Genomic DNA, 21,972 nt, shown 5'->3' with positions numbered 1-21,972 from the left:
GAGGATTGCTATGAGCGAGACCAGTGGCGCGGCCTTTCCGGCCCTTCATAGCCATGTGTTCCTTGGTGAGGAGCATCAAAGAAGCGAGCGGAAAACGTGGGCAGTGATCTGGCTGTGCAGCGTGATGATGGTCGCCGAAATCGTCGGTGGCTGGTTGTTTGGATCAATCGCGCTTATTGCCGACGGGCTTCACATGAGCACGCATGCAGGTGCTCTGTTGCTTGCGGCGCTCGCGTATACCTACGCTCGGAGATACGCGGATGATCCGCGGTTCACGTTCGGGACCGGCAAGCTGGGTGACCTGGCTGGATTCACAAGCGCCATCATCCTGGCGATGATCGCGCTGCTGATCGGCTATGAGGCCGTCAGCCGCCTTTTCGAACCGGTTCCGATCCATTTCACCGAAGCGATACCGATTGCGGTTCTTGGACTTGCGGTCAACGTTGCCAGTGCGTGGCTTCTTAGCGGGGGCCACGATCATGGTCACGGGCATAGCCACGGCCATAATCACGCACACCATGACGACGATGGCGAAACGCATCGGATCGCGACCGATGATGGTGACGTGACATTGGAAGTCTTCGAGGACGGCGTGCCCCCTCGCTTCCGGCTCCGCTCGGAAAAGACTGGCGTCAAGCTTTCGGCGGCAGCTACGTCCGTGGAAACTACGCGCCCGGATGGCACCCGGCAGATTTTCACCCTTGAGGATCGCGGCGACTATCTGGAATCCGTCGAAGAAATTCCTGAGCCGCACGCTTTTCAAGCCAATGTCAGGATCGGCGCGCAGACGTATCCCTTGTCGTTTGAGGAACATGAACACGCGCATGGATCGACGGCGCGCGATCACAATATGCGGGCTGCTCTCGTCCATGTCATGGCGGATGCTGCGGTATCGGTGCTGGTTATCGTCGGCCTTCTGCTCGCACGCGCTTTTGGCTGGCTCTGGATGGACCCGCTGGCCGGGATCATCGGCGCGTGTGTGATTGCCAGCTGGTCGATCGGGCTTATTCGTGACACCGGTGCAATTCTCCTCGACATGAATCCCGATCGTCGCATGGCCGAGAATCTCAAACGTTCGATCGAAGAGGACGGCGATCGGCTCGTTGACCTTCACCTATGGCGATTGGGACCCGGTCATCTCGGCGCAATTGTCTCGGTTGCGACCACAAAGCAAAACGAAGAGCAATACTATCGAGCCAAGCTAACGCGGTTCCGATCGCTTTCGCACCTGACCATTGAAGTCAAACACATCGACCGGACGGTCACAGCCAGCGTTGTTTAATTCCGACTTGGTGCGGTGCTTCTGAAATGCGGCTCTGAGTTCAGCCAGTTCGTCATGTGTGGCTCCGAGCTCCGCGTCGGCCCGATTTGCAGGTAGATCCACGTAGGCGATCGGCTGCTCGAACTGGCTCGCCGTGAAATCATACCTGCGGCCTTCGATCCGATTGTAGAAGTGGTCGCCGGCGGGCAGCGGCGTCTTCAGCAAGTCGCCGCCAAAGAGCTCATGAACGAGCAGCGACGTGACGTTGCATTGCCCTGCGGCCGGATTCTCCGCCGTCCATTGGCTGGCCGTCGACAACGACCACGCCTTGCGCAGCGCGCTTTGAACCTCAACGGGATCGAAGCTCATCGTCAATTCCAGGGATCGGCGTTGAACGAATTTCGGGTGCAGCAAGGCGTGCAAGCAACGCGGTCGTTGCCGCGACCTGTCAAGAGGATATGACCGCGAGACGGCTTTGCCTTCGCTGGCGTGGACCTCGCCTTCCACGACCGAGCAACGTGTCACGGCTTGGCCCTTGATGCTCCGAGGATCCAGGGAGCAGCCGGTAACCTCTCGCCCCTCGTTCCAAAGCGCGTGCCAGCCGGCTCATTCAGCCGCCCAATTAATGTGCAGAACCTCGGCTTGACGGAAGAAGCGGCAAGTGCAAGATTGTTGACAATCGATCACTTACCGAAAGACGATCGTGCCATGAAGGAAGTTCGTTTGGGCGAGAGGGACGAGCGCGGCGCCAGCCGCTTTGCGCGCGTCCCCAAGTCCACCTTCCGGGCGCATATCGTCGAAGGACTTCGGCAAGCAATCTTGCGCGGCGACATCGAGCCAGGCTCGCAGCTCATCGAAGCCAATCTTGCGGATCAGTTCGGTGTCAGCAGGGGCCCGCTGCGCGAGGCGATGCGTCAATTGATCGACGAAGGATTGCTCGTGACGGTCCCGTACACTGGCACGCACGTCGTCGATCTCTCCGTCGAGGACGTTCGCGAGATCTACTCGATGCGCGTCAATATCGAGATCTTTGCATTCGAGCAGATTTGGATGCGCCGCGATGAACAGTTCCGGCAGGGCCTGGTTGGTCGTCATGACGCCTTGACCCAATGCATCGACGCACAGGATGACGCGGCCAGCATCTCGGCCGAGCTCCAACTGCACGGATTTGTTTATGAGGCGACCGGACACCGAATCCTTCTGAAGACCTGGGAAAGCATTCGCGGTCGGCTCCAGCTCTATTGGGCGGCCCACCACAGGGCGCACGGCATCCGTGGCCCCCGGCGTGACGGCCACGATGATTACGTCAGAACGGCGCTTGGCGATAACCTTGAGGATCTCCGACAGGAGATCACCAGCCACATGGCGCGCGGCGGGAGCCAGACGGAAGCTTTTCTCGCGACCCGCGTGCAGGAACCGATCGCACGGCCCTCGCCTCCTTCCACCGTAAACGAGGCCGGCGCGTCGGCGTCGCGGCGAGCCAAACTCGCGAACAGTCGAAGTTGATCGAACAGACGCCGCGAAAGCCACGGCCGAATGCCCCTCAAAGGAGAATGAAAATGGATTTCAGCAGGCGACATTTTCTGGCTCTCGCCACGGGCGCCGCGGCGAGCTTCAACGCGATGCCCGTGTTCGCACAGGACGCATCGACACTGGACCAGGTCAAGGCGAGAAAGCAGTTGCGTATCGGGGTCACCTCGGCGGAGCCCTGGTTCTTCAAAGATCCGCTGTCCGAGAAATGGACCGGGGTCGGCGTTGCCATGGGCGAGAAGCTCGCCGCCAACCTCGGCGTGGAACTGATACCTGTCGAGACAACATGGGCCAATGCCGTTGCCGCGCTGCAAGCGAACCAGATCGACCTGATGTTCGTTCTCGATCCGACGGAAGAGCGAAGGAAGGCGATCGATTTTCCTGACGCGCCGCTGTTTTACTACGCGATGGGCGCGCTTGTCCCCGAAAACGCCGCGTTCACATCCTGGACCGCAATCGACAAGCCGGGCACGCGCATCGGCGTGACCCTTGGCACCTCGCTCGACAAGAACGTGACCGCCATGGCTAAGTCGGCTACGATCAGTCGCTTTTCGAACAACGATGAGGCGATAGCGGCCTTCGCCGCCAAGCGTGTCGACGTCGTCGTCCAGTTCCACCCCGCCCTTGTGGTCCAATATGCGCGGCTGAAGCTGGGCAAGGTGATCTTGCCGGAGCCTGTTGCTCCGGTGGCGACCAGCGCGGGTTTGCGCAAGGAGCCGAGCACCGCATTTCGCGACTGGGTGAACGGTCAATTTGCCGAGCTTTACAAAGCCGGCGTCCCCAATCAGCTGTTCAACACCTATCTCAAGTCGAAAAACATCGACGTTTCAGGAATTCCGGGACTCATAAAGGAATCCTGGTGAGCGCACGCATCTCGTATTTCGTTCCGTCTTGCTAGGCGACGAGGTTTGGTCGGCATTCTCGCCAGAGGCCTTCCGTAGAGAATGATGGTCAAGGGATCATGACCTACCTATGGGACTTCGCGCCCGTGTTGGCGCGCTCGGATCTGCTTGTTACGGGGCTCATCAACACGGTCGAGATCGCGGTCATCTCGATCGCCCTTGGCGTCGTGATCGGATTGGTGCTTGCGTTTCTGAAGCTTTCGCCGAAGCGCGCACTATCATATCCGGCCATGATCCTGATCGAGTTCTATCGCAACACGCCGCCCATCGTTCATTTCTTCTGGTTCTTCTACGCGCTTCCCGTCGTTGCAAACGTCAGCCTCGATCCCTTCGTCGCGGCGATCCTTGCGCTGTCCACGCAATCCGGCGCCTTCTATGCGGAAGTGTTTCGGGGCGGAATTGTTTCCGTCGAGCGCGGCCAATGGGAAGGCGCTAAAGCGCTTGGCATGAAGCAATCGCAGCTGATGCGCCGCGTCGTTCTTCCGCAAGCTCTCACGCGAATGTTTCCCCCGTTCGTCGAGCGCTCCTTCGAACTGACCAAGACGACCGCGCTCGCATCTACCCTCGCTTACGCCGATCTCATGTACCAGGCGATGCTGGTCAATAGCGAGACCTTTCGTCCGCTCGAGGTCTATACCACCATCGCGCTGATGTACGTCGTTCTATTGGTTGCCGCCAGCACCCTTGCGCGCTTCGCCGAAGCCCGCATGACCGCTTACCGGCGGTGAGGCAGCGATCATGAATTATCATTTCGATTTTTCGCTCATCCTGCAGAGCCTTCCGGTCCTCCTGCGCGGATTGCTTGTCACGATACAGCTTTGGGTGCCGAGCATCGCCATCGGTCTCGCTCTCGGCTTCCTCCTGGCGCTGTGCAGGCTTTCAAAGGCTCCATGGCTGCGTGTGCCGAGCCTTCTGTATATCGAATTATTCCGGGATACGCCGGTGCTGATCCAGCTGATCTGGTTCTTCTACGCGTTCCCGATCATCATCGGCGTTCAACTGTCGCCATTCGTCGCCGCTCTTCTGGGGCTGAGCCTCAATACGTCGAGCTATTCTGCCGAGATCTTCCGCGGCGGCATCGAGTCGATTGCGGCTGGCCAGTGGGAGGGCGCGAAGGCGCTCGGCATGCGGCCGGCCGCCGTGTTGCGGAGGGTCATCCTGCCGCAGGTGTTCAAGAGAATGCTGCCGGCCTTTACCAACCGCGCCATTGAGGTCGCCAAGATGTCGTCCCTCGCCTCGGTACTCTCGGTTCACGAGCTTATGTATCAGGGGCGGCTCCTCAGCTCGACCTATTACCGCCCGCTCGAGATCCTCACCACGGTCGCCCTGATCTATTTCCTGCTGATCTATCCCGGCAGCTATCTCTCGATGAAGCTCGAACGTCGCATGGCGAGCAACAGTTGATGACCGGTCCTGGAGACGGTGCGATGTCGAAATCGATCCTTCGCGTGTCGAATTTGCACAAGCGCTTTGGCGACCTGCATGTCTTGCGAGGGGTCGATTTTGCCGTAGAGCCCGGCGAGCGCGTCGCGATCATTGGAGGCAGCGGTTCCGGAAAGAGCACATTTCTGCGCTGCCTCAATTTCATGGAGAGCCCGACCTCGGGATCGATTGAGCTGGACGGAAAGGTCCTGGGAAAGCCCGTCGGAGCCGATCCCGACGAGAGGCGCTACGCCGAGAGCGAGCTCTGTGCCGTTCGAGAGCGCGTCGGGATGGTGTTCCAGCAGTTTAACCTCTTCCCGCACATGACGGTCCTCGAAAATGCCATGGAGGGCCTGGTGACAGTCAAGAAGATGAGGAAACAGCAGGCGCGCGAATGCGCGCTGAAAGAGCTTCAGAAGGTCGGCCTGGCGGACAAGGTTGACGCCTATCCTGGCCGCCTTTCCGGCGGGCAGCAACAGCGCGTCGCGATCGCGCGTGCGCTGGCGATGACGCCCGAGATCCTGCTGTTTGACGAACCGACGTCATCGCTCGATCCGGAGCTTGTTGGCGAGGTCTTGCGCGTGATCCGTGCGCTTGCCGATGAGGGGCGCACAATGCTGCTCGTCACGCACGAACTCGGCTTTGCCTATCACTACGCGACAAAAGTGATCTTCCTCGCTGATGGCGTGTTCCACGAAGTGGGCACGCCGGACGAAGTGTTGAAGCATCCGAAGCAGGAACGCACGCGCGCCTTCCTGAGCCGGTTTACGGAATTTTCCTTCTAGGCGCGCGGCGGAAGTATCCGGGAGACCCTCCAGATGACAACACTCACCACCAGCAAGACCAGCTCGCAGGGCTATGTCGACGATGATCGCAACGACGGCGTCATGATCTTCGTCAACGGTCAATTCTTCCGAAGGGACGAGGCGAAAGTTTCGGTCTTCGATGCCGGCTTTGTCCTTGGCGATGGCGTCTGGGAAGGAATCCGTCTGGTCAAAGGCAAGATTGTCGCGCTGAACGACCACCTGGATCGCCTTTACGAAGGAGCACGCGCCATCGAGCTCGACATCGGCTTGACGCGGGATCAAATGGTCGACGCCATTTGGTCGACATTCAAGAAGAACGATATGACTGACGGCGCTCATGCGCGACTGATGGTGACCCGCGGCCGGAAGAAGACTCCCAATCAGGACCCGCGCTTTGCGCTGGGCCAGCCGACGATCGTGATCGTGGCTGAGTACAAGACACCCAAGCCGGAATCGAAGACCAAGGGGTTGAGTCTTTTCACCTCCGCCATTCGCTGCAGTGGACCGGACGTTTTTGACCTCCGGCTCAATTCGCACAGCCGGCTCAATTTCATCCAGGCGCTGATTCAGGCCATCAACGCAGGCGCGGATGAGGCGCTCATGCTCGACCCGCACGGCTTCGTAGCAAGCTGCAATTCCACCAACTTCTTCATTGTACGGGGCGGCGAATTGTGGACCTCGACGGGCCGCTTCAATTTCAAAGGAATCACGCGCCAGAAGGTGATTTCCCTGTTCGGTCGCGACGGCGGAGTGGTTCGCGAGCATGATTTCACGCTCGCTGAGGTGTACAATGCGTCCGAGGCATTCGTGACCGGTACCTTGGGTGGAATCACGCCAGTGGCTCAGGTCGACGGCAGAAAAATCGGACAGGGGCAACCCGGTCCGGTCACGCGGCGCATGGCCGACCTGTACGCAGAGTTCATTTCGTCCTGAGAGCGTTTCACCGGGACCACGGCCTGCCGCCGCGACCGATCGCCGTCAGCTCTCAGTCATCGCCGTAGCCCAAGATCGGAACCGACAATTTCGGATTATTCGATTATTGCGTTATGCCACTGTTTTGCCCGACGGGTCAAGCCCACGTATCCACGCGTCAGTGCGAGCGCAGCGAACGATGCTCGCTGTCTGGCGAATTGGCGCGCTGATCCCGACCTCCACCATAAATGCGTCGTTCCGCCGATTTGCCACGACGCGTCAAACTGTTGGCGGCATCCACAGCGCGATGCTCTCTCAATCTGAGTCTACTGTGCATGGGGTTGTTTTGCGGATTTTGGGTGCGCCCTGCCGCCTCGCCCAAGAAAAAACCCGGCCTCGCGAACGAGGCCGGGCCATTTGGTCTGACGACTTGCTCGAAGATCAGCCGCGGGTGCGCGAGCGGATCATGAAGCTGTCGTAGGTGTACTCGGCGACCTGCCACCACAGATATTCGTCGGAGCGGTAGGCCTGCATGGCGTCGATCGACTTCTTGAAGTCGGCGTTCTTGGCCGAGATCTCGCCCCACAGCTCGTTGGTCGCCTTGAGGCAGGCCTCGAGCACTTCGTTGGTGAAGGGACGGAGCTGGGTGCCGCCGGCGACCAGACGCTTCAGCGCGGCCGGGTTCTGCATGTCGTAGCGTGCGGCCATCCAGCTGTTGGCGTTCGCCATCGCATTGGTGAGGATCGCCTGGTAGTTCTTCGGCAGCGAATTCCACTTGTCCAAATTGGTGAAGGCGTGGACCATCGGACCGCCTTCCCAGAAGCCCGGATAGTAGTAGTACTTGGCGACCTTGGCGAAGCCGAGCTTCTCGTCATCATACGGGCCGACCCACTCGGCGGCGTCGATGGTGCCCTTTTCCAGCGCCGGATAGATGTCGCCGCCGGCGAGCTGCTGCGGCACCACGCCGACCTTCTGGAGCACCTGGCCGGCGATGCCGCCGATGCGGAATTTCAGGCCGGAGAGATCGGCAACGGTCTTGATCTCCTTGCGGAACCAGCCGCCCATCTGAGTGCCCGTATTGCCGCAGGCGAAGCCGATCACGTTCGACTTCTTGAAGAACTCGTTGCCGAGCTCCTGGCCGCCGCCCTGGTACCACCAGGAGTTCTGCTGGCGCGCATTGAGGCCGAACGGCACCGAGGCGTAGATCGCCCAGGTCGGGTCCTTGCCGACGTAGTAGTACGACACGGTGTGGCACATCTCGACCGTGCCGTTCGAGGTCGCGTCGAGCGCCTGCAGGCCGGGGACGATTTCGCCGGCCGCGAACACCTGGATCTGGAACTTGTTGTCAGTCATCTCGGCGACGTACTTCGCCACCTGCTCGCCGCCGCCATAGATGGTATCGAGCGACTTCGGGAAGCTCGACGTCATGCGCCACTTGATCTCGGGCGAGGACTGCGCGATCGCCGGCGAGGCTACTGCTGCGGTTGCCGCCGCGCCTGCTGCCGACACTTTCAGAAAATCACGACGCTTCATCTTCAGGTCTCTCCTTGTTGGGGCGTGTCCCCGAACTTCCTCTTTGCTGCCGCTCATTCCGACGACACGTGTCTAGCCGCGTCGAACCGAAGGGGCTTCGCTGCCGTGGCGTTTAACACGGAAGCCCTTGCCGCGGAACGCGACAATGGCATGACGGGGGGCGACGAAAGTCGCATGTCCCCAGACAACCCGCTCAAGTGGCTGCGATGACGCCCTTGAGCTGGTCCCGGACCTGTCCCGCGATGGCGCGGTAGATCGCCGCATGGGGGCCATCCGGCTCGCTGTCCACGACCGGAGTGCCGGCATCCGAGCTGGCGCGAATCGCCATGTGCAGCGGGATTTCGCCCAGGAACGGGACTTGGAGCTTCTCGGCCTCGTGGCGCGCCCCACCATGACCGAAGATGTCGGATTTCGTGCCGCAATGCGGGCACTGGAAATAGCTCATGTTCTCGACGATGCCGAGCACTGGCACGTTGACCTTCTTGAACATGGCAAGCCCGCGCCGCGCATCGATCAGGGACAGGTCCTGCGGGGTCGAGACAATCACGGCGCCCTTCAGCGGCACGTTCTGCGCCAGCGTGAGCTGGGCATCGCCGGTGCCCGGCGGCATGTCGACGACGAGGACGTCGAGCGCGCCCCATGCGACGTCGCGCAGCATCTGCGTCACCGCCGACATCACCATCGGGCCGCGCCAGATCATCGCGGTCTCTTCCTCGACCAGGAAGCCGATCGACATGATCGCGAGGCCGAAACGCTTGAGCGGAATCATTTTTCGCTCGCCGTCCAGCTCCGGCTTCTGGTGCAGGCCGGTCAGGCGCGGCACCGAGGGGCCGTAGATGTCGGCATCGAGCAGCCCGACCTTGAGGCCGAGATCGCGCAGGCCCAGCGCCAGGTTGAGTGCGGTGGTCGATTTGCCGACGCCGCCCTTGCCGGAGGCGACCGCGATCACGGCGGCGACGCCCGGAATTTCGGACTGTCGCGCCATCGGCGATTGGGCGCCGCCCTGCGGCGGCGGCTTGTGGGCGTGGACCGGCTGCACGCCGGGTGCGCCGCGGCTCGGGGTTGGCGGCGGCGGTGCGGCTCCGGCCTTACGCTCGGCGGTCAGCGCCACCATCACGGTGGTGACGCCGGGAATGCCGCGCACGGCGGCCTCGGCTTCGGCGCGGACGGATTCCCAGGCCCGCGCCTCGGCGGCGTCGACATTGATCGAGAAGAACACCTTGCCGTCGGACGCGCTGATCGGGCTCAGCACGTTGGCATTGGTGAGCACGACCCCGCGCGGCGACTTGATCCGGCCGAGGCTGTCGAGAACCTGTTGCTGCGTCACGCTCAAAGCGCATCTCCTAAAGTTCAGGATGCCCCATTAGAGCGGAAACGGCAAAAAGGCTACTGCTTGCCGATATCGTCAGCCATCTCGGCGGGCGCTGCCCCCTGCTCGTGGGCCGCCTCGTAATTGAGCTCGATCATGACCCCGTTGGGGTCGTGGACGAATATCTGCCAGAGGTCGCCGCCCGGCACCTGGCGAGAGTCGAATGTCATGCCCTTGGAGGCCAGGCGCTGCTTCATGCCGTCAAAGCCGCGGCTGACGAAGGCGACGTGGTGGACGACGCCGGAATCCGGCTTTTGCGGCTCCGAGGTCGGCGAAATATCGACGAGGTGCACCACCGGCTTGCCCTCGCTGTACATCCAGGCCCCCGGGAACGCGAAATTCGGCCGGGCGCCTTTTTCGAGGCCCAGCACGTCCTCGTAGAAGCGGACCGTCTCGGCCAGATTCCGGGTCCGGATGTTGAAATGATCGAGCACGCCAACGCTTATGCCGCCCATGCTTCGCTCCCTTGTTTTGAAGTCCTTGAGGTCCGCCATCCTAGCACAGGAGGCCGCCCAACGAAGCCGTTGCCCTCCGGCCGCAAGGGTTTATGGTGCGCCCGGCCCGCCCGCAGGCGGAACCTCAGGACCCCCGGCTGGCGCCCCTCGCCCGGCTGCAACCGTAAAACTCAAGCTACGGACACACACATGGCTAAAGTCGCTTTCCTCGGTCTCGGCGTGATGGGCTTCCCCATGGCCGGACACCTCGTGAAAAAAGGGGGCCATGAGGTCACCGTCTACAACCGCACCGCCGCCAAGGCGAAGGAGTGGGCGGACAAGTTTGGCGGCAAGACCGCGGCGACCCCGAAGGCCGCGGCCGAAGGCCAGGATTTCGTGATGTGCTGCGTCGGCAACGACAACGATTTGCGCGCGGTCGCGATCGGCGCCGACGGCGCCTTTGCCGGCATGACGAAGGGCGCGACCTTCGTCGATCACACCACCGCGTCTGCTGAAGTCGCGCGCGAGCTCGACGCGGCCGCGACCAAGGCCGGCTTCAAGTTCATCGACGCCCCCGTCTCCGGCGGCCAGGCCGGCGCCGAGAACGGCGTGCTGACGGTGATGTGCGGCGGCGCCGAGGGCGCCTATGCCGGCGCCGAGCCGATCATCACAGGCGCCTATGCGCGGATGTGCAAACTGCTCGGGCCCGCCGGTTCCGGCCAGCTGACCAAGATGGTCAACCAGATCTGCATCGCCGGCCTAGTGCAGGGCCTCTCCGAGGGTATCCACTTCGCCAAGAAGAGTGGCCTCGACGTCGCCGCAGTGATCGAGACCATCTCAAAGGGCGCCGCGCAGTCCTGGCAGATGGAGAACCGCTACAAGACCATGAACGAGAACAAGTACGATTTCGGCTTCGCGGTCGAATGGATGCGCAAGGACCTCTCGATCGCGATCGCCGAAGCCCGTCGCAACGGCGCCAATCTGCCGGTGACCGCGCTGGTCGACCAGTTCTACGCCGAGGTCGAGAAGATGGGCGGCAAGCGCTGGGATACGTCGAGCCTGCTCGCGCGCCTCAATCGCTGACACCTGACGGACTGATCCTGCCTTGCTGATCGCGCTCGCCGCAATCTTCGTTCTCGCCTATGCGGCGATCGCGCTCGAGCATCCGATCGGCGTCAACAAGAGTGCGTCCGCGCTGCTCGGCGCGGGCCTGCTCTGGACAATCTACGCGCTCACGACGGGCGATCACGCGCTGGTCGGGCGTCAGCTCGACGAGTCTGTCGCCTCCACCGCGCAGATCGTGTTCTTCCTGATCGGCGCGATGACGATCGTCGAAGTCATCGACGCCCATGACGGCTTCGAGGTCATCACGTCCCGCATCAGCACGACCAGCCAGGTCAAGCTGATGTTGCTGGTCGGGTTCGTGGCCTTCTTCCTCAGCGCGATTCTGGACAATCTGACCACGACCATCGTCATGGTCTCGCTGGTGCAGCGGCTGATCGCCCGGCGCGAGGACCGCCTGCTGTTCGCCTCCCTCATCGTCATCGCCGCCAATGCCGGCGGCGCATGGTCGGTGATCGGCGATGTCACCACCACCATGTTGTGGATCGGCGGGCAGATCTCGCCGCTGAAAATCATGAGCGGCGTGTTTCTGCCCTCGCTGGTCAATCTGCTTGTGCCGCTCGCATTCATCAGCTTTTCACTCAAGGGCAAGACCGTTGCGGCGCCCCCGAAAGACAACGGGTTGCTCGCCGTCGACAGGTTCGAGCGCAATCTGGTGTTCTATCTCGGGCTCGGCGTGCTGATCGCGGTGCCGGCCTTCAAGACGGTGACGCACCTGCCGCCCTTCATGGGCGTGCTGCTCGGCCTCGGCATCGTCTGGCTGGTCGGCGAGATCGTTCATCGCGACAAGGACGAGCACGTGCGCCGTCCCCTCTCGCTCGCGCATGCGCTGACCCGGATCGACATGGGCTCGATCGTGTTCTTCGTCGGCATTCTGCTCGCGGTCGCCAGCCTCGAACATGCTGGCCTCCTGACGATGCTGGCCCGGTGGCTGGAGACGGTCATCGGCCGCCAGGATGTCATCGTCGTCGTGCTCGGCCTGCTCAGCGCCATCGTCGACAACGTGCCGCTGGTCGCCGCGACCATGGGCATGTACGACCTCGGCCATTACCAGCCCGACAGCTTCCTCTGGGAGTTCATCGCCTATTGCGCCGGCACCGGCGGCTCGATCCTGATCATCGGCTCTGCCGCAGGCGTTGCGGCCATGGGGCTCGAGCGGATCGAGTTCCTCTGGTACGCCCGCCGCATCGCCGTGCCCGCGCTTGCGGGCTATCTGGCCGGCGCCGTGGTCTATGTCGCACAGTATGCTTGGTTGCACTGAGCGGGGCGGTTACCGGGATCCAAATTAACGCCCGGTTAACGTAATTCTTTAGCTCCTTAAGTCACCTCTTAAGGATTTCTTGCCAGAGATAGACAATGCAGAAGGCCCGCGTCCGACGTGGGCAGGAATCGTTGTTGCTTGATGAGTAACCCCGCTGAAAAGCCTGAAGTTGTGCAGCTTCCGGCCGAGCCAATCAGCGCTCCGTCGGCGAGCAGCCGAAGGGCTGCGTCGCAGCGGGTGCGCGAGGCGCGCGATAAGTTAACGTCGACCAGCGGAACCCGGCCGGCCTTCGACGCCGAGCTGTTGCGCCAATATGCCCAGACGCGCCTGTCGGCCTCCTATGTCGTGATGCTGCTGGTGGTCGCCACCGGCGTGCTGTTCGGGCTGTGGATGCAGCCGATCCCGGCCGCGGCCTGGACCGCCGGCATGATCTGCCTTCACGTGGCTATGACCCGCAACTGCCGCCGCTTCCTGGCCGAGCCTTCCTCACCTGCGGCGACGCGCACCTGGCGGACACGCTTTGTCGTGCTCGACCTGCTCTACGGCCTGTGCTGGATGGCGATCCTGATCCATCCGGTGCTCGACATGGTCACGGAATCGCTGATGATGTTCCTGATGCTGCTGGTGATCGCAGTGTCGAGCATGCTTGCGGCCAATCTGCCGATCGCAGCGCTTGCCGCCACCGCGCCGGTCGCGGTCGCAATGGCATTGAGCTTTGCGATGAGCGGTTCGCTCGACAATTACATCCTGGCCGCGCTCGCACTCGCGGCCGAAGGCTATTTCGTGCTGCTGGCGCATCGCCTGCACTCCTCGACCTTCGCCACGCTCGAGGCGCGCGCCGAGAAGGACGCGCTGATCGGCGAGCTCGAACAGGCCAAGGCGATCTCGGACGAGGCGCGGCACCGCGCTGAATCCGCCAACGTCGCCAAATCACGCTTCCTCGCGCAGATGAGCCATGAGCTGCGCACGCCGCTCAACGCCATTCTCGGCTTCTCCGAGGTGATGAAGAGCCAGATCTTTGGCGCGCATGCGGTGCCGGTCTACAAGGAGTATTCGGCCGACATCCATAATTCCGGCGTGCACCTGCTCAATCTCATCAACGAGATCCTCGATCTGTCGCGGATCGAGGCCGGCCGCTACGAATTGAACGAGGAAGCGGTGTCGCTGGTCGGCATCGTCGCCGACTGCCATCATCTGATGAAGCTGCGCGCCTCCAGCCGCGGCATCACCATCCACGAGGTGTTCGAGCAGGCCATGCCACGGCTCTGGGCCGACGAGCGTGCGATCCGCCAGGTCGTGCTCAACCTGCTCTCCAATTCGATCAAGTTCACCCCGCAAGGCGGCGAGATCTGGCTCAAGGCCGGCTGGACCGCTTCGGGCGGGCAGTATCTGTCGGTGAAGGATTCCGGCCCCGGCATCCCCGAGGACGAGATCCCGGTCGTGCTCGCCTCGTTCGGCCAGGGCTCCAACTCGATCAAATCAGCCGAACAGGGCGCGGGCCTCGGCCTGCCCATCGCCAAGAACCTGATCGATCTGCATGGCGGCTCGTTCACGCTGAAGTCGAAGCTGCGCATCGGCACCGAGGTGATCGTCACCTTCCCGCCGGAGCGCGTGATGAGTGCGCTCGCGCCGCTGTCGGAGGAAGCGCCGCCGCTGCAGCCGGAGAGTTCCATGGTGCCCGACGAGAAGCGCCGGCCGCGCCACAAGCCCATCATGAGCGCGGGCACGGGCTCGTAAACACATGCTTGCAGACATGCCCGCCAATCCTTCACTATGTCCGGATGAACAAAGAAACGCCGTGCGTCGCCGTCTGCATGATCGATCCCAAGACCAAGCTGTGCTTCGGCTGCGGCCGGACCTTGCCGGAGATCGCGCGCTGGCACGCCATGAAGAGCGCGGAACGGCTCGCAGTGATGGCGCTGTTGCCCACGCGCATGGTGGACGCCGGTTTGCAGCCGATCGCGGGATCATCGAAACGGGCCTGACCGGCGAGCGCGCCATCGGAGGCGCGCCATGATCCGCTTCCTGCTCGTTCTCATCACGCTCGCCGGCACCGCCGGCGCCGTTGTCGCCTATGGCGATCCCGACCAGATCGCGCGCGCGAGCCACAAGGTCTCGCACATTTTTCGCGCGCAAACGGCAACGCCTGCCCCCGCCGTGCAGATTCAGCGCGGCCAGGGCGGCGAGTTCGCACTGCGCGCCAAGATCAACGGCGTGGCCGCGCCCATGGTGATCGATACCGGCGCCACCTCGGTGGTGCTGACCTGGGAAACCGCCAAGGCGATCGGGCTGCCGCTCGAGATGCTCGAATATGACGTCGACCTCGAAACCGCCGGCGGCCACACCAAGGCGGCGCGGCTCACGATCGACCGGCTCGCCGTCGGCCATCTCGTCGAGAAGTCGGTGCCGGCCCTGGTCGTCCAGCGCGGGCAGATGAAGACTAATCTGCTCGGCATGAGCTTCCTCGATCGCCTGGAGAGCTGGGGCGTGCGCTCCGACACGCTGATGCTCACGGGCTACCCGGAGCTTCAGAGCAGCCACCGCCGCTCGCGCACGGCGGTCGATTAAGGGCGGCGCACTCCGTCCGCGCACGGTCACTTCGACAGACCCGTCAGACATCCCACCGAACGATCACGGCTGTGGCATTTCTGCCATTTACAAACCGTCTAGTCGGTTTATAAAGAGAGCATTCCCGGATCGGGGTTGGACGAGCGCCGCTTCTCGCGTGACGGAGGCGGCCAAGTGGGAGATTGAAAGTGATGACTGCCAGAGCCGCCATACGTCGCGCGTTGCGCACACTGCCCTTTGCCGCGGCGTTCGCCGCGAGCAGCGCGAGCGCGGCCGATCTATCGCCGCGTTACGCCGCACCGGCCTACACTGCGCCGCAGCCTGTCTATTCCTGGACCGGTCTCTACGCCGGTCTCAACGCCGGCTACGCCGAGAGCGGCGACAACGCCTTCAACAATCTCGTCGGGGTGAGCGGCGGCAAGGTCAAGGGCGCGTTCGGCGGCGTACAGATCGGCTACAACTACCAGCTCTCGCCGATGTTCGTGGTCGGCATCGAGAACGATTTCGAAGGCGGAGACATCAAGAACCGTGACGCGATCAGCAGCGCCCCGGTCAGCCTGCCCTGGTACATGACCGGCCGCGCCCGCGCCGGCATTGCGACGATGGATTCACGGCTGCTGTTCTTCGGCACCGCAGGTCTCGCGACCGGCGAATTGAAGGACGGCCCGATCAACAAGATGAAGATGGGCTGGACCGCGGGCGGCGGCGTGGAATGGGCGTTCCTGCCGAAATGGTCGGCCAAGGCCGAGTATCTCTACACCGAGTTCAAGCACAACGACCTGCCGGACTGGAACGCCGCGAAATTCCACAGCTTCCGCGTCGGCGTGAACTACCATTTCGACCTGTTCCGCTGAGGCGGATCGAGGAAGAGCCGGATCTTGTGATCCGGTTCTTCTTGCCGGCTAGGCAGCCTCGGCCGGTGCGCGCGCACCGACACATCCGATCGCATCGCGCAGGACATCGATCCCAGCGCCCGGCTTGACACCCTGCTCGGCGAGATGGCGACGAAAGGCGCGTGCGCCGGGCACGGCGTGGAAGGCACCGACGAAATGCCGGGTGATGGCGTGCAGGCGCGTGCCGCGCGCGAGCTGCGCCTCGATATAGGGGATCATCGCCTCGAACGCGTCCTGCATGGTCGCGTGCGGTGCCACCTCGCCGAAGATGTCGGAATCGACCGAGAGCAGCCGCCACGGCTCCTGATAGGCGGCGCGGCCGAGCATCACGCCGTCGACATGCGCAAGATGGGCTTTCGCCTCCTCGATGCTCAGGACGCCACCATTGATGATGACAGGCACATCCGGCATTGCACGCTTGAGCCGATAGACGCGATCATAATCGAGCGGCGGGATGTCGCGGTTCTCCTTCGGCGACAGACCGTTAAGCCAGGCTTTCCGGGCATGCACGATCAACGCGTCGCAACCCGACGCGACCACGGCACGCGCGAGCGTATCGAGCGCGATCTCGGGATCCTGATCGTCGATGCCGATGCGGCACTTCACCGTGACGGGAATTGAGACTGCGCGTTTCATCGCCGCGACACATCGCGCGACGAGCTCCGGCTCCGCCATCAGACAGGCGCCAAAGCGCCCATCCTTCACGCGATCGGACGGGCAGCCGACATTGAGATTGATCTCGTCATAGCCAAATCCCTCGCCGATCCCAGAGGCTTCAGCGAGGTCGCGCGGATCCGAGCCGCCAAGCTGCAGCGCCACCGGATGCTCGGTCGCGTCGAAGCCGAGCAACCGCGCCCGATCGCCATGAATGATGGCGCCCGTGGTCAGCATCTCCGTATAGAGCAACCCCCGCCGTGTCAGGTGTCGGTGGAACACCCGGCAGTGCCGGTCGGTCCAATCCATCATGGGCGCCACAGAAAGGCGATAGTCTTGCGATTCCAATGATTTACCCTACACTCTCAGTGGGATGAAGCACGAACGTGTGCACTCCAAACTAGACGAAATTGCACACGTTTGTACCCGTTTTGACCTCTCGGTGCACACATAGTGCACACGAAAGCCGGAGTGCACACGCGTGGCGACCTTCACTCAATTGGCATCTGGAAACTGGCGCGTCCAAGTCCGCCGCAAGACCCGTTATGTGGCCGAGACGTTCAGACGACGCAAGGACGGAGAAGAATGGGCGCTCGAAATGGAGCGCAATATCGACCGCAACGGATCGTCCAAGCCACGCGTGGTCCGGGACGTTCGCACGTTTGGCGATCTGATTGACCTGCACGACGAAGACATGCACGAGGTTGGAAAGCCCCCTCGCCGGTCAAAAGCTGCCGTGATGGCGTCGCTCAAGACTGAGCTCGGCAGTGTGAAGCTGCCCGCGCTCAATCGAGAGCGGCTGATCGAGTTCGGAAGAAAGCGCGCCAAGCAGGGCGCTGGCCCCGCGACGTTGGCGATCGATTTATCTTTCATCCGCACAATCATAACGCACGCCGCAGCCGTGCACGGTGTCGAAGTTTCAGCCGAGGAAGCCCGCCTTGCACGCGTCGCGTTAAGTCACCTGAATTTGGTTGGAAAGAGCAAAGAGCGCGACCGACGGCCCACACAAGACGAACTTGACGAACTAATCGAATACTTCGAAACGAACCGTCGGCAATTCATTCCGATGGGGCGGATCGTCAGATATGCCGTGGCAACGACCTTACGCCAGGAAGAGATCTGCAAACCCGAGTGGTCGCTCGTCGACATGAAAAAGCGACTAGTGGTCATCCAAGACAGAAAGGATCCGAGGAATAAGGAAGGAAATGACCAGAAAGTACCTTTGCTCAACCTAACGGGTTATGATGCGTGGGAAGTCGTGCTTCAGCAGCGAATTGTGACTCGAGGCCTCGGGCGGATCTTTCCCCATAACCACCGATCAGTTAGTGCGGCATTCACCCGGGCATGTGATGAACTCAAAATCGAAGACCTGCACTTCCACGATCTACGTCACGAGGGGACAAGCCGTCTGTTCGAGGCGGGACTTCCAATCGAAAAGGTAGCACTGGTCACCGGCCATAAAGATTGGCGACAGCTCCAACGCTATACCAACCTCAAGGTTGAAGATCTTCTTAAGCTGCAATACGCACAGCAGCCGTCGATGGAAGAGTTCATAAAGTTGTTGGCGTAACCACCCATCAACGGGCGTGGGGCGATCATGGGCGCGGGTCGCACTACGCACCAGCAATCGTGCGCTAATTTTCTTGGTAGCGTGCACGTGACGTGAAGCTGGGAAGCCTGTGAGAGATGTCGAGCCTGTACTCAGATTGGAAGTCTTCGAATTTCCTTTGTGTTCTCAATGCACATTCCGATAATTCGCAGCCTTCTTGTCCATTGAGATCGTTAGAGAATATCCTCTTGTCGGAATAGGCCAGCTTCGCCCCCTATCCTTCTCCCCCAAGAACGTGGACCTTCCGCGGAAGATTTCGTCAATTGCACTTCGGTTCGACCGAACTATGGATCAGTTTCGGTCGTGGCTTCGATAATTGGGGATTATCATCGCCCTCTGCCTCTCAAATCCTTTCGCTTGGTATGACATGTCGAGGCAGCGTCACCCGTTAGCGACTGTTCTTCGGGGAATAGCTAGGCGTCGCTTCAAAGCGCGGATCAAGTCGCCTGAGCCTTTGAACCTAGATCGAAATCGCTTCCTCACGATCGCCTCGGTCATGATTAGAGGGCGCTCCGGAAGCCCATTCCTAGGCGTTAGGATGAAATCGAGGGGGACGCGATTGTGCTCATCCAGCCTAACCACCACGACGAGGCCCGGCCGCATTTTGGAGCTTCGCCGCAGCGTCCATGCCGGACAGTGCCTCTGAGAATGCTGCCAGCACCGGACGACGCGCAACGATATAAAGGACCCGTCCTTCACGGCCAGGCAGCCCCCGGCCCGCTCAGTGATCAAATCGGGTTCAACATCCGACACGCCAGCACCGATCTCACCTGCGAGCTGCTTGATCAGGCTAATGCGCTCACCGCGCGTCTCGAGGTAGCTATAATCACCTTCGGGGACGTAGCCGATCAGCGCATACGCTTTGCGAAGGCTGCCAAACCTGCGCTCGTAGATGTCTGCACCGGGGGCTCCCTTCGCCCGATTGATCGCATTGTGAGACAGAGTGCCTAGCCGGTGCTGAAGAACGCGTAATTTCTTCAGCAGTTCATCGTCCGGCACCCTATGGCGCAATCGTCGCTCAATAATTCGTTGGGCGTCGTCGAAGATGTTTCGCGGCACAATCTGTTCGACCGCATTCTTTCCTCGAATCCACTTCGCCTTGCTGTTGATGACGCGGCGCCCTCGCAGGTAGTTCGATGTCCGATAGTAGACAGCATTGCCAATGTAGTTCTCATTCCGAAGGATGCGTCCGATCATCTGGAGATTCCACGGGACACCACGGTGATTGGCAACGCCCTTCGCATTCAGCTCGCGGGCGATCGCGGTTTCTTCTTTCCCGCTGACAAAGCTTTCAAAAATCCACCGGACAATGGCGATTTCGGCAGGAGGTCCCGCGCGTAGCAGCGTTCTGTCGGTTTGCAACGCTTTCTGCTCGCCGCGTTCGAGTATCCCCCTTGAGTTGCCCTTTGGGCCGACGAGTTCTCTGCGCAGCGCATAGCCAGGCCGGCCACCTACCCAGTAGCCGAGCCCAGCAATCCGGCTTTGCCCTGCAAAAACCTTTGCCGACTGATTTCGGCTGTCCTCCGCGGCCATTAGGCGCTTCAAGTTCTTCCAGAGGCCGGACATCGGGCTTCCGTCATTCTCGAAGACCTCGGCGCAATAAAACACCTTCACACCGGCGAGCTTGCAGATGAACTCGTAGTATGCGCCTTCGTCCGTGTCCTGAAATCTACCCCAGCGACTGACGTCCCGCACCAGGACACTGGCGAAATCAGCAGTGCCCGACTGAACATCGTTGATCAGGCCGATAAGGCCCGCTCGGTTGTTGATCCTCAATCCACTGATACCCTCGTCGATGTATGTGCGGACAATTGTAAGCTGATGCTCGGCTGCGTAGCTCGCGATCACCGCCATCTGATTTGCGATCGAGTACTGCTGTCGATCCGTCGACATCCGGATGTACTGGGCCGCCCGGAGCTCGTGCTCCCGACGTCGCGGCAATCGTACATTTGGAACAGTGAGCGCAGTTCCCATGGAACGACCCAACCGTTGGAAGCGCTCAGCCTATCCCAACCAGCCTGAAAACCAAGACGGGCCGTGTTTCGCGATCCACGCGAGCAGGAACGATCCGACGATCGAGGCCAAGCCCGACAGAAGCCAGGACCGGCCCCGCGCAGCACTGATAGATCTCAAATACAGGAATGCTCCAAGCAGCGTCCCATAGTTTCTTCGGAACTCTCCATTCAGCTTGGCGATCTTCGAAAGTTCCGATGACGCTTGGACTTCTTCCGCCATTGGGCACGCTCCTCATTCGATTAGGAGCACCCCATGAACCACTGTTTTGCCCGACGGAGCAAGAGAAATTTCGGAATATCGGCACGCTCTTTCCGAGTCGATTTATCCACACCCCCTACCAGCTGGGGCTCGATCGCATTCCGGAGCCCAAGGGATTGAAAATTTGACTCTCGCGGGCGCATCATTTCGATGGCGCCATGACCAAGGCAGAGAACCGAGCGGCCGCGAAAGCGTACCACCTGGAGCGGATGCGCAAACTCGACGAAGAAGCTCGCGCCAAGGCGGTCGAGGCCGAGCTCGTCGAGCTAGACCGGCTTCGCCGCTATCTCATTCGCGAAAGGACGCTTGGCTGCGGCCGCCCGCTGATCGACGCGATCGACGATTACGTCGAGCAGCTCACGGGTGATCGCACCGCCCTGCATGCGAAGCCTTCAAACATCGGGCCGACCAAGCACAGATGAAGGAGGATCTTTGCTGCTAACAAAACGGCCCCCGAGACGTGCAGCGCTGTCCGGGGACGGTCGATGGCATAGGCGTCGGCACGTCAGAGGGGCGCACTACCACGGTCGTTTGAGCCGGGGTTGCGTTGTCAATGGCTCTTGCCGTCGTGCGCGCGCTATCCAATTGAGCACGACAATTCACGTAGGCGTCAGTGCCAGGCCGAGCCCCATAACCCTGGCATTTTTGGTCGTCTTTGGCATTGCGTTCCGCAATAAGTTGTTCGTCCGTGAGGCATCCCCCCAAAGACAGGCTAAGCGCCAAGATCGCGACAACGCGCATCAAATGTTCCCCCAAGCAAAGTACTATTGCTGGCATCCAACCGCAACCACAGGGCGACATCAACCGAAACGTCTTCCTCCTCTCAGGTGTGGTCAAGTCCGCCTGCCTGGGCGAAAGCCTCCTCATCCGTTGGTCGGGCTCGACACCGTCGCCGACTGATGGCTGCATGCAGTCTTTGATAAAACCATTGGGGGGACTGGAAAATGAAACATCTCGTTTTGGCTCTTGCGCTGGCGATCATGGCAACCGCGGCCCAGGCACAATATCTGAGCGGCACCGGCTCAAATCCCAGCACACACACATCATCAGGCTACACTCGCAGCAACGGTACCTATGTTGCGCCCTACGTCGCCACCAATCCGAACGGGACGCAGCGCGACAATTACGGCACCAGCGGCAACTACAATCCGAACACCGGCAGCTTCGGTACGCGGACGCCGCGGTATTAAGCGCTTGGTCTTTTGGCCCGCCAGGCGCGCAACGGCGGCCCTAGCGTTCATCACCGCCGCCGCCAGCGGTACATCATCAACCGTTGCCAGTCGCTCTTTCTGCGCATTCGGCGACGGGACTTCATCCGCCGATCTCTCAAAACGCCTACTCACGTTGCCTACGCAAGATCTTTCTTGATTTCCCGGTGCACACGGCGCGCACACCGCCTTCCAACTAACTGAAACACCAGAA

General features: G+C 61.4%; 23 protein-coding genes. 16 read left to right on the top strand and 7 right to left on the bottom strand.

What is annotated here, in order from left to right:
- Positions 1-10 precede the first annotated feature (10 nt).
- Positions 11-1,282 (top strand): CDF family Co(II)/Ni(II) efflux transporter DmeF, encoded by a 1,272-nt coding sequence (gene dmeF / locus ACLFLU_RS17955; protein ID WP_426413485.1) that lies wholly within the window; start codon positions 11-13, stop codon positions 1,280-1,282.
- Here the strand turns inward: dmeF and ACLFLU_RS17950 are convergent.
- The gene (locus ACLFLU_RS17950) at positions 1,202-1,630 is read right to left on the bottom strand and encodes a YunG family protein (protein ID WP_426413484.1); all 429 of its coding nucleotides are present in this window, start codon (positions 1,628-1,630) and stop codon (positions 1,202-1,204) included. The genes dmeF and ACLFLU_RS17950 overlap by 81 nt on opposite strands.
- A 339-nt stretch (positions 1,631-1,969) precedes the next feature.
- Here ACLFLU_RS17950 and ACLFLU_RS17945 point away from each other — a divergent pair, with 339 nt between their 5' ends.
- From ACLFLU_RS17945 to ACLFLU_RS17920, 6 genes are all read left to right on the top strand, one after another.
- Complete coding sequence (locus tag ACLFLU_RS17945) at positions 1,970-2,767, top strand: GntR family transcriptional regulator (protein ID WP_426413483.1); 798 nt, start codon at positions 1,970-1,972, stop codon at positions 2,765-2,767.
- Positions 2,768-2,820: 53 nt separating this feature from the next.
- Positions 2,821-3,654 (top strand): transporter substrate-binding domain-containing protein, encoded by an 834-nt coding sequence (locus ACLFLU_RS17940; RefSeq protein ID WP_426413482.1) that lies wholly within the window; start codon positions 2,821-2,823, stop codon positions 3,652-3,654.
- Between the two features lie 98 nt (positions 3,655-3,752).
- Entirely contained in the window at positions 3,753-4,421 is a 669-nt protein-coding gene (locus ACLFLU_RS17935) for an amino acid ABC transporter permease (protein WP_426413481.1), read from the top strand.
- Between the two features lie 10 nt (positions 4,422-4,431).
- Positions 4,432-5,097: an amino acid ABC transporter permease gene (locus ACLFLU_RS17930; protein ID WP_426413480.1), complete on the top strand. Its 666-nt coding sequence runs from the start codon at positions 4,432-4,434 to the stop codon at positions 5,095-5,097.
- Between the two features lie 23 nt (positions 5,098-5,120).
- Positions 5,121-5,900, top strand: coding sequence for an amino acid ABC transporter ATP-binding protein (locus ACLFLU_RS17925; RefSeq protein ID WP_426413479.1), 780 nt, complete (start codon positions 5,121-5,123; stop codon positions 5,898-5,900).
- Between the two features lie 33 nt (positions 5,901-5,933).
- On the top strand, positions 5,934-6,854 hold the full coding sequence (locus ACLFLU_RS17920; protein WP_426413478.1) for an aminotransferase class IV: 921 nt from the start codon (positions 5,934-5,936) through the stop codon (positions 6,852-6,854).
- Between the two features lie 420 nt (positions 6,855-7,274).
- Here the strand turns inward: ACLFLU_RS17920 and ACLFLU_RS17915 are convergent, their stop codons facing one another.
- The 3 genes from ACLFLU_RS17915 to ACLFLU_RS17905 form a co-directional block, all read right to left on the bottom strand.
- On the bottom strand, positions 7,275-8,366 hold the full coding sequence (locus tag ACLFLU_RS17915; RefSeq protein ID WP_426413477.1) for a TRAP transporter substrate-binding protein: 1,092 nt from the start codon (positions 8,364-8,366) through the stop codon (positions 7,275-7,277).
- Positions 8,367-8,559: 193 nt separating this feature from the next.
- On the bottom strand, positions 8,560-9,699 hold the full coding sequence (locus ACLFLU_RS17910; protein WP_426413476.1) for a P-loop NTPase: 1,140 nt from the start codon (positions 9,697-9,699) through the stop codon (positions 8,560-8,562).
- Positions 9,700-9,752: 53 nt separating this feature from the next.
- Positions 9,753-10,190, bottom strand: coding sequence for a VOC family protein (locus tag ACLFLU_RS17905; protein ID WP_426413475.1), 438 nt, complete (start codon positions 10,188-10,190; stop codon positions 9,753-9,755).
- Between the two features lie 189 nt (positions 10,191-10,379).
- Between ACLFLU_RS17905 and ACLFLU_RS17900 the strand changes: the two genes are divergently transcribed.
- The 6 genes from ACLFLU_RS17900 to ACLFLU_RS17875 all read left to right on the top strand — a co-directional run bounded on the left by ACLFLU_RS17900 (position 10,380) and on the right by ACLFLU_RS17875 (position 15,974).
- Positions 10,380-11,252, top strand: a complete 873-nt coding sequence (locus tag ACLFLU_RS17900) for an NAD(P)-dependent oxidoreductase (protein WP_426413474.1) — start codon at positions 10,380-10,382, stop codon at positions 11,250-11,252.
- 22 nt (positions 11,253-11,274) lie between these two features.
- A complete protein-coding gene (gene nhaD / locus ACLFLU_RS17895) occupies positions 11,275-12,552 on the top strand; it encodes a sodium:proton antiporter NhaD (RefSeq protein ID WP_426413473.1) in 1,278 nt (425 codons plus the stop codon).
- Between the two features lie 141 nt (positions 12,553-12,693).
- On the top strand, positions 12,694-14,289 hold the full coding sequence (locus ACLFLU_RS17890) for a sensor histidine kinase (RefSeq protein ID WP_426413472.1): 1,596 nt from the start codon (positions 12,694-12,696) through the stop codon (positions 14,287-14,289).
- A 44-nt stretch (positions 14,290-14,333) separates the two neighbouring features.
- Positions 14,334-14,537 carry a DUF1289 domain-containing protein gene (locus ACLFLU_RS17885; RefSeq protein ID WP_426413471.1) on the top strand — a complete coding sequence of 68 codons (204 nt, stop codon included), beginning with the start codon at positions 14,334-14,336 and terminating at the stop codon, positions 14,535-14,537.
- A 28-nt stretch (positions 14,538-14,565) separates the two neighbouring features.
- Positions 14,566-15,120, top strand: coding sequence for a TIGR02281 family clan AA aspartic protease (locus ACLFLU_RS17880; RefSeq protein ID WP_426413470.1), 555 nt, complete (start codon positions 14,566-14,568; stop codon positions 15,118-15,120).
- 191 nt (positions 15,121-15,311) lie between these two features.
- Positions 15,312-15,974, top strand: a complete 663-nt coding sequence (locus ACLFLU_RS17875) for an outer membrane protein (RefSeq protein ID WP_426414019.1) — start codon at positions 15,312-15,314, stop codon at positions 15,972-15,974.
- Positions 15,975-16,022: 48 nt separating this feature from the next.
- On the opposite strand, the gene dusA is transcribed toward ACLFLU_RS17875, so the two are convergent.
- Positions 16,023-16,979 (bottom strand): tRNA dihydrouridine(20/20a) synthase DusA, encoded by a 957-nt coding sequence (gene dusA / locus ACLFLU_RS17870; RefSeq protein WP_426413469.1) that lies wholly within the window; start codon positions 16,977-16,979, stop codon positions 16,023-16,025.
- Positions 16,980-17,148: 169 nt separating this feature from the next.
- On the opposite strand from dusA, the gene ACLFLU_RS17865 reads away from it, so the two are divergent.
- Positions 17,149-18,237 (top strand): site-specific integrase, encoded by a 1,089-nt coding sequence (locus ACLFLU_RS17865; protein WP_426413468.1) that lies wholly within the window; start codon positions 17,149-17,151, stop codon positions 18,235-18,237.
- Positions 18,238-18,657: 420 nt separating this feature from the next.
- Here the strand turns inward: ACLFLU_RS17865 and ACLFLU_RS17860 are convergent, their stop codons facing one another.
- Both ACLFLU_RS17860 and ACLFLU_RS17855 read right to left on the bottom strand, forming a co-directional pair.
- Positions 18,658-20,169, bottom strand: a complete 1,512-nt coding sequence (locus tag ACLFLU_RS17860; protein WP_426413467.1) for a recombinase family protein — start codon at positions 20,167-20,169, stop codon at positions 18,658-18,660.
- A 111-nt stretch (positions 20,170-20,280) separates the two neighbouring features.
- A complete protein-coding gene (locus ACLFLU_RS17855; RefSeq protein WP_426413466.1) occupies positions 20,281-20,511 on the bottom strand; it encodes a hypothetical protein in 231 nt (76 codons plus the stop codon).
- A gap of 197 nt (positions 20,512-20,708) precedes the next feature.
- On the opposite strand from ACLFLU_RS17855, the gene ACLFLU_RS17850 reads away from it, so the two are divergent.
- Together ACLFLU_RS17850 and ACLFLU_RS17845 are read left to right on the top strand one after the other, a co-directional pair.
- Positions 20,709-20,972, top strand: a complete 264-nt coding sequence (locus tag ACLFLU_RS17850) for a hypothetical protein (protein WP_426413465.1) — start codon at positions 20,709-20,711, stop codon at positions 20,970-20,972.
- A 522-nt stretch (positions 20,973-21,494) separates the two neighbouring features.
- Positions 21,495-21,740 carry a hypothetical protein gene (locus ACLFLU_RS17845; RefSeq protein ID WP_426413464.1) on the top strand — a complete coding sequence of 82 codons (246 nt, stop codon included), beginning with the start codon at positions 21,495-21,497 and terminating at the stop codon, positions 21,738-21,740.
- Positions 21,741-21,972 lie beyond the last annotated feature (232 nt).

This window comes from Bradyrhizobium ganzhouense (genome assembly GCF_049949285.1).
Classification (GTDB): Bacteria; Pseudomonadota; Alphaproteobacteria; order Rhizobiales; family Xanthobacteraceae; genus Bradyrhizobium; species Bradyrhizobium ganzhouense.
Note: the sequence above shows the minus strand (reverse complement) of the source record. Positions and strands in the feature narration are given on the sequence as shown.